The organism is Acinetobacter sp. KS-LM10 (assembly GCF_036896575.1).
In the GTDB taxonomy this organism is placed as follows: Bacteria; Pseudomonadota; Gammaproteobacteria; order Pseudomonadales; family Moraxellaceae; genus Acinetobacter; species Acinetobacter avistercoris.
Genome location: NZ_CP145906.1, coordinates 2,369,836 through 2,383,659 on the forward strand (window position 1 = coordinate 2,369,836; position 13,824 = coordinate 2,383,659).

Genomic DNA, 13,824 nt, shown 5'->3' on the forward strand with positions numbered 1-13,824 from the left:
TCAATTACGCTTCAGCTGCTGGGCTATATTGTTCAATCAGCGTTTTGAGTTCGCCATTTTGGAACATTTCTAGCATGATATCGCTACCACCGATCAATTCTGCATTGATCCATAGTTGTGGAAATGTTGGCCAATTTGCGATTTGTGGCAACATTGTACGGATATCTTGGTTTTCCAAAATATTCACATAAGCAAATGGACGGCCAATTTGGCTCAATGCTTCAACTGCACGTGCAGAGAAACCACATTGTGGAAATTGTGGTGTGCCTTTCATATAAAGAAGCACCGCATGTTTAGCAATTTGATCGCGAATTAACGCTTCTGTATCACGCATTTGTTCAGTCATTGATTAAATCCTCAACTCATCTGCGTGCATTATACCTAAATCCCACTTAAAGAGAACGTATTGCCAATTTTTTCCACTTAAATTTACATTGGGTCTTTTAATCTCGCGCTGATTTTGTTTAGATAAACTTTTACTTTCCACCTAACAACTAAGAGTTAGTCATGAATAACATTACCCTCGCACCGGTACAAACTGATCAACCCTCTCACTTGATGCCTGTCTTTAGCCGTCAACCGATCAGCTTTGTCCGAGGACGAGGATCATACCTTTACACAGCTGACAATACGGAATATTTAGATGCTTTAACAGGTATTGCAGTATGTGGTTTAGGTCATGCGCATCCAGTCTTGGCTGAAGCGATTGCTGAACAAGCAGCAACCTTAATTCACACCAGCAATATCTATGAAGTGCCTTGGCAAACTGCTGCTGCACAGAAGCTGGCTGAAGTTTCAGGAATGGAAGAGATTTTCTTCTCGAATAGTGGTGCAGAATCGAATGAAGGTGCAATTAAAATCGCCCGTAAATTTGGTCATATGCAAGGCATTGCACTGCCAAAAATCATTGTTGCAGATGGATCATTTCACGGTCGCACTATGGCAACATTGTCCGCTACAGGTAATAAAAAGGTTCAAGAAGGTTTTGCTCCCCTCGTTGAGGGTTTCATTCGAGTTCCATTTGGTGACATTGAAGCGATTACGGAAGCTGCGATCAATCACCCAGATATCGTGGCAATTTTAGTTGAGCCCATCCAAGGTGAAGGTGGTGTCAACACTGCCCCTCAAGGTTTTAGCTATTTAGAAGAAATTCGTCATTTGTGCAACCAGCACAATTGGTTGATGATGCTTGACGAAGTTCAAACGGGTAACGGCCGTACAGGTAAATACTTCGCCTATCAACATACCAATATTGTTCCTGATGTCATCACAACAGCAAAAGGTTTGGGCAATGGCTTCCCAATTGGCGCTGTAATGACCCAAGGTAAAGGTCTGGGTATTTTGACAGCTGGAAATCATGGTTCAACCTATAGCGGCTCAGCACTGGGTTCACGCGTGGTGTATACCATTATCGATTTAATGCAAAAAGAAAATATCGTTGCCAATGCAGCTGAAATTGGACATTATTTGGCTGAACAATTGCGTACTCAATTGGTTGAACACAATGTGATTGTTCGCGGTTTTGGTATGATGATTGGTATTGAACTACCAAAAGCATGCGGTGAATTGGTTGATATTGCACGTATTGAGCACAACTTAATCATCAATGTAACCGCAGGCAACGTCGTTCGTTTGCTGCCTGCCCTCAATATGAATCATGAACAAGCTGATGATTTGTTGAATCGTTTGATCCCAGCGATTAAAAACTTTCTAAACTAAGGTTAAGCGCCATTCATTTATCCCGAACAAAATCTAAAAAAGCCACTTAAAGTGGCTTTTTTAGATTTTCGAGCTTCAAGACGCTTCTTGTATAACTCGCCCACTAGGTAACTGACTAAAATACTGTTTTAAAGCATCTAAACAGCGATGAATTTTCATCGGTTGTTGTTCACGCTTTAAAATCATTGCACTGAGTGCAAAGGCTGGAAGTTTCCACTCAGGCAGTACTTCTACCAATGTTCCATTCATCAACTCTTTCTGAACATCCAGATAAAGTATCCGAGCAATTCCATGACCACTTTGGCACAAAGACTTCGCAACGAACACATTATTGGTTTGAATTCGGTGCTTCATTTCTAAAGCCACGTTTTCGCCTGTCAGGTTATGTTCAAAAGAAAATTGATGATAATTCTTCATGATCGTTATAGGTATAAGATCATGATTAATCAAATCTTCGGGACGTGAAATAGGCGAGTGTTGATTAATATAACTTGGAGATGCAACCAGAACTTGATCGACACGTGCTAGCGGTAAATACGTTAAATTATTAACTTCTTCAATTTTAGACGACATGCGAATCGCAATATCTATACGTTCTTGGATTAAATCGATAAATTGATTTTCTGCTTCAAAATGAACAGTCAATCCTTTATGTGCAGTCATCCATTGCGATAGCGCAGGAACCAGATGCGTTGCCCCCAACTCTGGTGTCGTTGCTATACGTAACTCTCCAACTAAATCATCTCGTAATTCATTGAGTCTAATTTTTCCACGTTCCGCAGCAGCAAGCATTTCTTGACAGCTATAAAAGAACGCCTGCCCTGCTTCTGTTAAACTTAGTTTTCTTGTTGACCGATGAAGTAGGGTAACTTCCATTTCTTGTTCTAATGAACGTATTTGTTGACTTACAGCACTTGTAGTAATACCCAAATCTCGTGCAGCACCACTAAACGAGCTTTTTTCAACAACACATGCAAAAACACCCATTGATCGAAGTTGATCTAACATAAATTTCCCTCTGAAATTATGAGATGCTTCACTCTTTTCAGAAAAAAGCAACTCATTGTATTATACGAAGAATTTCTATATTTGCACCAACTAAATTCATCCCTACGGTAAAATATTTGCAGGATTTATTGGTTTGCCATCCAAACGGACTTGGAACTCGAGCATAGTACGTGTGGTACCACTTGAACCCATTTCCGCGACTTGTTGGCCAGCAGATACATTTTGCCCACTCTTCACTAAAAGTTTACTATTGTGTGCGTATGCTGTGATATATCCATCGATATGTTTAATCAAGACCAGATTACCATACTCTTTTAAACCATCTGCTGCATATACCACTTGACCATCAGCAGCGGCTAAAATTGGATCACCAACATTACCACTATAGCGTAATCCTTTCACATTGGTTGCAAGATTAAAGTTTTCTAATACAGATCCGTTATACGGTTTAACCCAACGCAAGGACGTCGATTTAACAACTGCCGGTGTAGACACAATTGCTGCTGGCGCTGTTGTTGTAACTGGAGGTCTATAAGTCGGTTGAGTATTTGTTGGTAATTGAACTGTTTGACGCTGAATAGGTACTTCATTCGTTGCTAATGGACGCGTCGTAGAGCGATTTGTATTGCGGTTTGCAGACTGTTTAAGACGAATAGATTGGTTAACATAAATTCGATACGGCGGTGCAATATCGTTCATTTCAGCAACGCTGATATAACTTAACCCATAACGTGCTGCAATTTTACTCAATGTATCGCCAGAACGTACTGTATAAAAATCTGGAGCCGCCGCATAACGTGTAGGATTATTGATCTGCGGCTTTGAAGCACATCCCACCAGTGAGATTGCAGTGACTGATACCACTGTAATCATGAGTGTATTTATCCATACCTTAGGCATTTTTAAAACTTTTTCTGGTCTGGCCAAAAGCATGACTCCCTCTCTGCAATTTAAAAGTTAAATATTAAATAAAATTAGATCTGATCTAAGATTAGCAAAATTAATGTAAATGTGACTGTTTAGCCCTACTTTTTCACAAACTTATAACACTCATAAGCATTCAAGAGTCTTTTTAACTCAGTTAGGTCATTTAGCGCTACATCTGTGAGTTTAAATTAAGATTGACTCAAACAAAAAACAATCTAAATGCCACAGTTAACAGTCGATTTAAAATGATCATCTGATGATTTTAACGAACATGATGACCATATCCTCCAAGACTGATTCTGTCTTAGTCTTTCTATCTTAGTGTTCATCTCTTTTCATTTTCCTATTACGGCAAGGACAAAGCTTGAGCTCAACCTAGAATCCATAACTCAAAATATCAGCTCTCATGACAACTTAAACTTTGGTTCTTGATAACCCGTGATTGATCATCAGTTCTTGACCACCATCTAACACTGCTCATATAAGCTAAAGCTTGAAATAAAGCGCTTAAATCATTCCTGGTAGCCAATGCAGCATCACACTCAAAATTTCAACCATAACGGAGCGCGAATATGAGCAGTATATTGTGTTGAGTGAAAATACTAGCTCAACATCGTTAGGACAAAACAATTACGATTATAACAATACTGTATTTCTATCAGATTTAAAGAAATTAATCATTTGTTTTATATCGATTTTTAAATTAAATCTTGCTGTTTAACCGCTAAATACTTGCTGTTTAACCGCTAAATAATAAATATAAACACATAATATTAAAGTTTGCTTAAATCAATTCTCTGAATAAGTAAGCTGAATGAATGGTTTTATTCATACAAGACCAACAGCTTTGATACATTTTCTCTATTTTTTAATCATAAAAATTGTTTATTCTATGCAAATCATTTAGTTATAAAATTTGGGCGTATTATGCAAAACAAATTAACGGCTATGTTGGCTGCTGGAATATTGTCAACTTCATTTGCAATGAGTTCAACCGCTTTTGCTGAGCAAAATAAAGCAGATATTAAAGAAAATATAGAAGTGACTCAGCAAAATGTGACCAAAGACGAGTTAGCTGCAATCTACGTTCTATCTGAAGTCTGCCCGCCCCTCGTACCACAAGATGATAAGTTTAAGGCAGGTTATAACTCGCTTTTAAAAGATTATTTACCCAACGAAAAAAGCCCTGATGCTGCTTTAAAAAGCTTGGTCAAACAAAGTGCATTTAAGACTGCTTTAGAGCAAGCACGTCTTGATGCAAAAACAGCAGGCGAGCAAGGCAACAAAAAAGTTTGCAACGATGTGAAAGATTATCAATCTTAAATTTCAAAGATGCATGAAATAGTTACAATTAGCATGAAATAAGCCGACTTCCCCCATAGCAGTCGGCTTTGGTTTATCCTAGAATGCAAAGCTGTTTTGTGCTCACATAAGATTGGAACGACCCAGAATGACCCTAAAAAGCGCCATCGCAGCATCACTACTATTACCATCATTTACTTATGCAGCAACAGTTCTGTCCACACCTCCAGAATTGAATAACAAATCTTATGTTCTAATGGATTATGAGACTGGACAAGTTCTTGCAAGCAAAAATGAAAACGAAAAGCTTGCTCCTGCATCTATGACAAAAATGATGACAAGTTTCATCATCGAACAAAAACTTTTAAATGGCCAACTGACTGAAGACGAAAAAGTTCGTATGAACGAGTCTGCTTGGTGCCGTGGAAGTAGCGCCGAGTCATGTATGTATGTTCCTTTAAATGGAACCGCAACAGTTCTTGAAATGTTACGCGGGATTATTATCCAATCGGGTAATGATGCGTCTAAGGCCATGGCTGAACATATTTCAGGCAATGAGGGTACTTTCGCGCATAGCATGAACCAAGAGGCAAAACGTATTGGTATGACCAATACGAATTTTATTAACTCTACGGGTATGCCAGCTGAAGGTCATTATTCAACAGCGAAAGATATGGCAACACTGGCTCAGCATATTATTCATGACAGTTCAAAATACTACCCAATCTATTCAGAAAAAGAATTTACCTTTAACGGTATTAAACAAGGCAACCGTAATGCCCTTCTTTATACAGATCCAAGCGTAGATGGCCTTAAAACAGGTCATACTGAAGAAGCGGGTTACTGCCTAACAACATCGTCTAAACGCGGACCAATGCGTTTAATTTCAGTGATTTTTGGTGCACCAAGCATGAATGCGCGTGCTTCTCAAACACGTGAAATTTTAGCGTGGGGTTATGCAAACTTTGAAACGGTCAGTGTCCAACCTGCAAATATTAAGTTGACCACATCTAAAGTATGGTTTGGCCAAGAAAATCAAGTAGACGTAGGCTTAGCTGAAAAGTTCAATGTGACTATGCCTAAAGGTCAGGCAAATGCGATTCAAACACAGATTTCTGTACAACCTAATCTCAATGCACCGCTTCAAAAAGGTCAAGTTGTCGGTAAACTTACAGCAACTTTAAACGGGAAAGTGATTGCTGAAAAACCTTTGGTTGCACTACAAGCGGTTGAAGAAGCAGGTTTCTTCTCACGTATGTTTGACCATATCAAACAGTTTTTTAGTAACTTATTCTAATTTCTAAATTTGAATTTTAGTTTTAAATTCTTAGTTTTTAAATTTTAAGTTCTAAATCTCTAGCTCTATGTTTTTAAATCTCGGTTTCTATATCAAGAGTTAAATTTTAAGCATGAGACTTAAGCATTCATATTTCGGTATGGATGCTTTTTTAATTTATACTGTTCAACATAATGTAATTGAGAGCCTTTAGAATGACTCAAAATGTTCGTGCTTATTTAGATACTTACCCTCAGAGCAATGAATCAAATTACATCGACCCGATGTCGGTGGTGGTTGGTGACGTTGTATTGGGTGAAAATGTTTCGATCTGGCCATTTGCGGTGATTCGTGGGGATGTGAACTTCATTCGTATTGGTAAAAATTCGAATGTTCAAGATCATTCAATGCTACATGTCAGCCATAAAAATGCGTCAAAGCCTGAAGGCTCACCTTTAATTATTGGGGAAGACGTTACGATTGGGCATCATGTAACTTTGCATGGCTGTACCATTGGTGATCGTGTTCTCGTTGGAATTAATACTATTATTTTAGATGACGCGATCATTGAAGATGACGTCATGATTGGTGCTGGATCACTGGTTCCACCCCGAAAACGCTTGGAAAGTGGTTATTTATACGTGGGAAGTCCAGTCAAACAAGTCAGAAAATTGACTGAAAAAGAATTGGCTTTTTTACCCTACTCTGCACAAAACTATGTCAAAGTTTCTGCAAACTATCAAAATCAATAACTATCAATTAATAACCATCAAAATCAATGAACTCATTAAAGAATCAGCTTTCTAATTCTTTAGGCGTGTTTCATTTTTCATAAAAGATTTTTATATCATATACGCACAATCAGTATGCACTCACTTTAGCCTTCCCCCAAAAGGGAGAAGGTATTTTTACCTATCAATTTATGCCCACTCAATGATCATTTTTCGACTTTTTAAAGAGATCTATGATTAAAATTTACTAAAAAACTATCATTAGCGTCAGTGATCACACATAAACCTAATTAAAAAAATACAGTTTTAACAAGGCTATGACATAAAGCAGACTCAACTAATAACATATCAAGGTCATATATAGATAAGAATGAAGATTCAATTCTAACTTTTAAATTATTGATTAATTAATTTTTTGACTGATTTATAAAGTTTCGTATTTTATTTATCAATTAAAAATCAGATTACTCAACATGTTGGGATTCACTTTAATAATTTAAAAATAATGAGGAATTATATGAAGATCGCTTTAATTGGTGCAACAGGTATGGCTGGTTCACGTATTCTGGAAGAACTTGTTTCACGAGGCCATTATGTTAAAGCCATCGCACGTAATACACATAAAGTCCCTGACACAGAACGCGTGTTGTCCGTAGACATTGATTTAAATGACCATGATGCACTGGTTGCTGAACTTAAAGGCCAAGATGCAGTGATTAGTTCGGTTCCTTTTCAAGGATTGGATGCGAACGCATTGATTAATTCAGTAAGAGATTCAAAAATTAAACGTTATATCGTTGTAGGTGGCGCTGGTAGTTTAAACGTTCCTAATCAAAATGTTCGCTTATTAGATACAGATGATTTTCCTGAAGCGTATAAACCTGAAGCTGAAGCTGCTGTACATTTTCTAGATAAATTGAAACAAGTAGATGATATCGATTGGACTTTCATCTCTCCAGCTGCTGAATTTGGACCAGGTAAACGTACTGGTGAGTTCCGCTTAGGTAAGGATGAACTGATCGTAAGTAAAGATGGTAGTAAAATTTCAGCTGAAGATTTTGCAATTGCACTCTCTGATGAGCTTGAAAACAACAACCATATCCAACAACGATTTACTGTTGGTTATTGATCATCCAAGATTAAAATATCAATAATATTCGTATAAATTAAAAGCCCGATCCTTTCGGGCTTTTTTGCATTTTTTCTTTCATTCTTTTTTGCAATATTGAAGTCATGCAAATATTAATAAACTTTTTTTATCAATCATTTTACAGAAAAAAATCATCATTAATATTCGCATTATCATAGCCTTCCCCCAGAGGAAGAATGCATTTTTATATATCAAATTATGAGCACTAGATGATTTTTGTTATATATAAAAAACAATCCAATAATCAAAATTCATTAAATAAACATTCATCTTTAAAATATTTGAGGATGCTGATATGTTTATTTTGATGCTTAAATTTTGAAAAAGCTGACATGATTGGATAAAGCGCAATACTTAAAATAATTGCAATCAACCACAGAGTAGCCACATGATCTACACTAAAATACTCACCATGCGTTTGTCCCCAAATATTCAACGCGATCAGATATAGCGCTTTTAATACAAACAAATGCACAATATAAAAGAACATCGGCACTGATCCAAAAATGATCAGCGGTCCAACCCAACTTTTATGTTCAACCTTCTGCAACACAGCAAGCAGAATTAATCCCACGCCAACATTCCATAAAATAAACAAGAGTGAAGGCGGATATTTGGTTAAGTTGATAAAACTCATGGCTGTTTCTGTAAAGGTCGGCATCAAGACCCATGCTTGATCACCATAGACATTAATCGATCTGAGTATGACAAATAAAGCAATGCTCAAAACACCGAAGCTAATAAGACGTTTATTTCTATTTTTAATCTCTCGCGAAGCGTTAAATAATATATTTCCAAGGCAATAACCTAAAGTAATAATGCCAATCCAAGGAAGAATCGGATAAGACGTTCTAAAGCGAACGACTTCACCAAACTGAATCCAACCACGATCATGTAAAATTAACCATAAATGATTCAGAATGGGAACATTTTGAAATGAAATTGGATCAAGTAAATTATGCCCAAAGATAATCGTTAAACTGATAACCCATAATACTTTCTGAGGTAATCCAATCAATCCAGCTAATATCACCATACTTAAACCGATGGCCCAAATGACTTGCAAATAAACCACATCAGGCGGAAATTTTCCGGTCCATGCGAAATTAATCACGATTAATTCAAGAAAAATCAGAAAAAGGCCACGTTTCAGTAAAAATGTTCGGGTCATTTGAGTACTATTATTTTTCGCTTGATATAAATATGCGGATAAACCTGTCAGAACGACAAAAATAGGCGCACATAAATGCGTAAGTATTCGACTTCCAAAAAGAGCATCATCAACTTCTGAAATCATCATTGGATCAGATACTTGTAGATGCATGTAAAATGTCTCACGCACATGATCAAGCATCATAATCAGAATAACTAAACCTCTTAGGGCATCAATCGCTTGTAGACGTTGCATGGGCACTGACATGAATATGGGACTCGCCTTAAAATGTAAAGTTAATATTTCGAATACCTAAAGAGACATCACTGTGCTACTAACTCATTTAAAAATCGTATAGCTGAAGTCATATCTCTATCAACAAGATAGATCACGAAGATTGTTCATGAGGATCATCAAACCAACAAGGTTCTAGAACTTCCACTGTAAAGATAAAGACGCATTTAATGGATCGCCCGACTGTATCCATAACTCACTATAACTGGCGGTGTAATAGGTTTTATCGAGCAGGTTATTTAAGTTAAATTGATAACGTAGTTGATCAGTCGGCGCATAGTACGCATTTAAATGAATCAGCGTGTATTCAGGCAGATCAAAGCCATTATCAAAACTATGTCCACTACGCTCTCCGACATAAATGGTTGTCGCACCTAGGCCAATTTTTTCTGCATTTGCCAATTCCCACTCATACTGTCCACTGATCGAAGCACTATGTTTTGGAATGTTACTTAGACGTGAGCCCTTTTTAAGCATCTGATCTTTTTCAACTTGCGCATCGACATAACTATAACTCGCGCGTACTGAAAACTGTTCACTCAGTTGCGTTTCGAGGTCTAGTTCTATTCCCTGACTTGAAACTTCACCAGCCGTAATTTGAAAGTTACTATCGGATGGATCTGTAGTCAGCACATTTTCCTTATCCATTTTAAAGATGGCTAAGCTCATTAAGCTTTGTGGATTGATCTGATATTTACTACCGACTTCATAACTACGACCTTTTTCAGGATCAAATACCTGATTATTTCGATCCATTCCACTATTGATAGCAAAGGATTGGCCATAGTTCGCATAGATAGACCATGCGTCATTCAAACGGTAATTTACACCGAAACGTGGACTGGTCTGTTGTAAGTCTTTTTTGTGAGCAGTATCGGCAATTTTATTTCTAAAATCTTGTGTAACATGATCAAATCTCGCGCCAAGAAGCACACTCCATTGATCATTAAAAAACACTTGATCCTGTACATTCAAGGCAAAATACTTTTGTCGATCTTCTGTGTTAATAAACAGTGGCAAAGCTGGTAAATATTGACCATAGATAGGTTGATAAATATCAATAATATTAGGGATTTCAGCACTATGATTACGTCGCAATTGCAATTGATGATATTTCAGTTGTCCAACTTCAGCACTCAGTAAAATTTCATGCTTTGCCCAATCTTGTTGGATCGTACCCAAGAGTTCTGTTTGTAATAATGCATCATCACTCTTGTTTTCACGAAAACGTCTCTGGCGTTCTAAAGTCCTTCCATCACTCTGGATACGGCGTGGCTCACTCGAAAAACCTTTGAGTAAAGAATCTTTTATACTGAGCGCACTCTTCATTTTCCAATCATCATTCAACGTATGAGCCAAACGAAGTTGATAGAATTCATCGGTTTGCAGATGATCACCATCGCCCGGCTCACCGGTAAAAGTTTTTGGATCCATCACAAACTGTTTTTGATAAGTACTCACGCCTCGATCAAATATACCCTCTACACGGGTAAATTCAGTATCCAAATCTAATTGAGTACGATCAGATAACTTCCAACTTAATTGGGGTGAAAAAAACCACCGTGACTGACTTACATGATCTCGATAACTTTGATTATCTTCATGCGCAACAGCAAAACGATAAGCCACTTGATCATTCATCGGTGCGGTATGTTCAAAGCTTGCACGGTATTTTTCTAAACTATTGGCACGTAGGTTTATTTCACTTGCCGATTCCCATTGTGGCTTTTTGCTGTTGATATTGAGCAGACCACCTGTTTCACTTCGTCCATAAAGTGCTGCCATTGGACCTTTTAAAAAATCTATTGATTCGATATTGACCATATCTCTTGACGCACTTAAACCACGATTAACACTTAGACCATTACGAAGAATTTGAGGACCAATATTCTGATCGGAACTGAATCCTCGAAAGGAGAAATTATCCCAAAAACCGCCACCATAATTCGTCTGACTAAAGACGCCACTGACTTGGCTAAGTGCATCATCAATACGTTGAAAGTCCTGCTGTTTGATTATCGCTTCAGAAAGCAAACTCCGACTAAATGGCACATCAATCACATCATGATTAAACTTTGTCGCCGCAGTGCTTGTCACAATATCTTCAGTGACTGCTGTACTTTTCACTACTATGGCTGGCAAAGCATAAGTTTCCTCAGCGTTATTTGCCCACGCAACGGTTGAAAATAAGCTATGTGACAGTAAATTACATGAAGAAAGTAAGATAAGTTTTGGGGACATGGTCACATCAAAATACAGTATATTTATGAAATGTTATAATATAACAAATTTACTGTAATTTCATATCTAAAAATGGTGCTTATCCGCTTTTTGATCAATCTTTGTTTAAGCTGCGCAGAATTTTTGGAAGCTATTTTGAACTAACTAAGCAGATTCATATGAGTTATCAAATAAAATTATTTTTAATAATAGATCTATCATCTAAATCAAAAATGTTCATTGAGCTGCAATAAATCAATATAAAAATTCCTTTTATCTCTGTCAAAAAAGCGATGATGAGGGATGACTGAATGTAAATATATTATGTAAAAAATGACGGATGAAAGCAGTCTAATGAATTTCAATCATCAATATGAATTACTTTAATGATAAAGAGCAGATCATTTATCATTATGTTTTACAATATCAAATAAAAAAAGGAATCTAATCATAGATTCCTTTTCGAATTGAAAAACTTAATATGAACTTAGTATTAAGCACACTGTTTAGGTTTTACCATATTGTTAATCGAAAGAAGATCATCCAACAATTGATCTGATAGCAAGTTTTCAGCTTTAATCAATGCTAAAACACTGCTGCCAGACTCATTGGCTTGTTTTGCAATACGTGTCGTCGTTTCATAACCCAAATATGGATTCAATGCAGTAATAATACCAATTGAATTATCAACATTTGCCTGACAATGTTCAGCATTAGCACGGATGTTTTCAATACATTTGTATTGGAACATTTGCATCGCTTTAGATAGTAAGTCAATGGATTCATACAACTTGAAAGCAATCAAAGGTTCCATCGCATTTAACTGCAACTGCCCTGCTTCTGCTGCTAAAGTGATGGCTAAATCATTTGCAATAATTTGATAACAAACTAAATTCATTGCTTCAGGAATAACTGGATTCACCTTGCCTGGCATAATTGAACTACCTGGTTGGCGTGGTTCTAAGTGAATTTCATTGATGCCTGTGCGTGGGCCACTCGAAAGTAAACGCAAGTCATTGGCAATTTTTGATAGTTTAGTGGCTGTACGTTTTAATAAGCTTGATAATAAAACGAAATCGCCCATATCTGAAGTCGCTTCAATTAAATCAGTAGCGCTACTCATTTTTCTTTGCATGCTTTCGGATAACGAGTCTATGGCATATTCACGGTAATTAAATTCAGTATTAATGCCAGTTCCAATAGCAGTTCCTCCCAAATTCACTACACTTAAAGCATCTGGCATGATTTGATTGAGTCTGTTCAAATCACTTTGTAGCGTGTTTGCAAAAGCGCCAAATTCTTGACCTAAGGTCATCGGCACAGCATCTTGTAACTGAGTTCGACCCATTTTTAAAATATGAGAAAACTCATCTGACTTATTTTTAAAACTTTGTATTAAATTTAAAAATGGCGCATTTAAGTCATTTAATGCTGAAATTAAACCAATTTTGATCGCTGTAGGATAAACGTCATTTGTAGATTGCGACATATTTACATCATTATTTGGATGTAAATATTGATAATCACCTTTTGAGTATCCTAAAAAATCTAAACCAATATTCGCAATCACTTCATTAATATTCATATTGGTTGACGTTCCAGCCCCACCCTGAATCATATCAATTGGAAACTGATCATGAAATTTATAATCTAAAATCTGTTGGCAGGCATACTGAATTGCGTTATTTTTATTTTCTTCAAGTTTATTCAGTTTGAAATTAGCATTTGCACATGCTGACTTAACTTTTGCAAGTGCATTAATAAAATATGGAAATTGACTGAGCTTATTTTGGCTTAAATTAAAATTATCAAGTGCTCTGAATGTTTGAATACCATAATAACAATGAGCAGGAATTTCTTTAAAACCCAATAAATCTTTTTCAGTACGAGTATTGACATTAATGTTCATTAAAATATTCTCTGATAACCAATATTTTTATATTAGAGCACTTAATATTTCTTTACTAATGTAAAAAGATATTACTGTATGCATTTTTTGCATAATAGATTATAATTTTATATCTGCACTAATTAAGGATTAATG

General features: G+C 36.6%; 11 protein-coding genes. 5 read left to right on the top strand and 6 right to left on the bottom strand.

Going from position 1 to position 13,824, the window contains the following annotated elements:
• Nucleotides 1–4 precede the first annotated feature (4 nt).
• Nucleotides 5–346 carry a Grx4 family monothiol glutaredoxin gene (gene grxD, locus V5M36_RS10800; protein ID WP_338558841.1) on the bottom strand — a complete coding sequence of 114 codons (342 nt, stop codon included), beginning with the start codon at nt 344–346 and terminating at the stop codon, nt 5–7.
• Nucleotides 347–507: 161 nt separating this feature from the next.
• Between grxD and V5M36_RS10805 the strand changes: the two genes are divergently transcribed.
• Nucleotides 508–1,719 carry an aspartate aminotransferase family protein gene (locus V5M36_RS10805; RefSeq protein ID WP_338558843.1) on the top strand — a complete coding sequence of 404 codons (1,212 nt, stop codon included), beginning with the start codon at nt 508–510 and terminating at the stop codon, nt 1,717–1,719.
• A gap of 75 nt (nt 1,720–1,794) precedes the next feature.
• Here V5M36_RS10805 and V5M36_RS10810 read toward each other — a convergent pair whose 3' ends face one another.
• Nucleotides 1,795–2,727: a LysR family transcriptional regulator gene (locus tag V5M36_RS10810; RefSeq protein WP_338558845.1), complete on the bottom strand. Its 933-nt coding sequence runs from the start codon at nt 2,725–2,727 to the stop codon at nt 1,795–1,797.
• A gap of 102 nt (nt 2,728–2,829) precedes the next feature.
• Complete coding sequence (locus V5M36_RS10815) at nt 2,830–3,660, bottom strand: peptidoglycan DD-metalloendopeptidase family protein (RefSeq protein WP_338558847.1); 831 nt, start codon at nt 3,658–3,660, stop codon at nt 2,830–2,832.
• 921 nt (nt 3,661–4,581) lie between these two features.
• On the opposite strand from V5M36_RS10815, the gene V5M36_RS10820 reads away from it, so the two are divergent.
• The 4 genes from V5M36_RS10820 to V5M36_RS10835 all read left to right on the top strand — a co-directional run bounded on the left by V5M36_RS10820 (nt 4,582) and on the right by V5M36_RS10835 (nt 8,092).
• Nucleotides 4,582–4,977, top strand: a complete 396-nt coding sequence (locus V5M36_RS10820) for an MCR_0457 family protein (RefSeq protein WP_338558849.1) — start codon at nt 4,582–4,584, stop codon at nt 4,975–4,977.
• A 127-nt stretch (nt 4,978–5,104) separates the two neighbouring features.
• Nucleotides 5,105–6,253, top strand: coding sequence for a D-alanyl-D-alanine carboxypeptidase PBP5/6 (dacC, locus tag V5M36_RS10825; protein WP_338558852.1), 1,149 nt, complete (start codon nt 5,105–5,107; stop codon nt 6,251–6,253).
• 194 nt (nt 6,254–6,447) lie between these two features.
• On the top strand, nt 6,448–6,984 hold the full coding sequence (locus tag V5M36_RS10830) for a gamma carbonic anhydrase family protein (RefSeq protein WP_338558855.1): 537 nt from the start codon (nt 6,448–6,450) through the stop codon (nt 6,982–6,984).
• A 496-nt stretch (nt 6,985–7,480) separates the two neighbouring features.
• On the top strand, nt 7,481–8,092 hold the full coding sequence (locus V5M36_RS10835; RefSeq protein ID WP_338558857.1) for an NAD(P)-dependent oxidoreductase: 612 nt from the start codon (nt 7,481–7,483) through the stop codon (nt 8,090–8,092).
• 265 nt (nt 8,093–8,357) lie between these two features.
• On the opposite strand, the gene V5M36_RS10840 is transcribed toward V5M36_RS10835, so the two are convergent.
• From V5M36_RS10840 to V5M36_RS10850, 3 genes are all read right to left on the bottom strand, one after another.
• Complete coding sequence (locus V5M36_RS10840; protein WP_338558859.1) at nt 8,358–9,533, bottom strand: DUF1624 domain-containing protein; 1,176 nt, start codon at nt 9,531–9,533, stop codon at nt 8,358–8,360.
• Between the two features lie 162 nt (nt 9,534–9,695).
• The gene (locus V5M36_RS10845; protein ID WP_338558861.1) at nt 9,696–11,801 is read right to left on the bottom strand and encodes a TonB-dependent siderophore receptor; all 2,106 of its coding nucleotides are present in this window, start codon (nt 11,799–11,801) and stop codon (nt 9,696–9,698) included.
• A gap of 472 nt (nt 11,802–12,273) precedes the next feature.
• Complete coding sequence (locus V5M36_RS10850) at nt 12,274–13,689, bottom strand: aspartate ammonia-lyase (protein WP_338558863.1); 1,416 nt, start codon at nt 13,687–13,689, stop codon at nt 12,274–12,276.
• Nucleotides 13,690–13,824 lie beyond the last annotated feature (135 nt).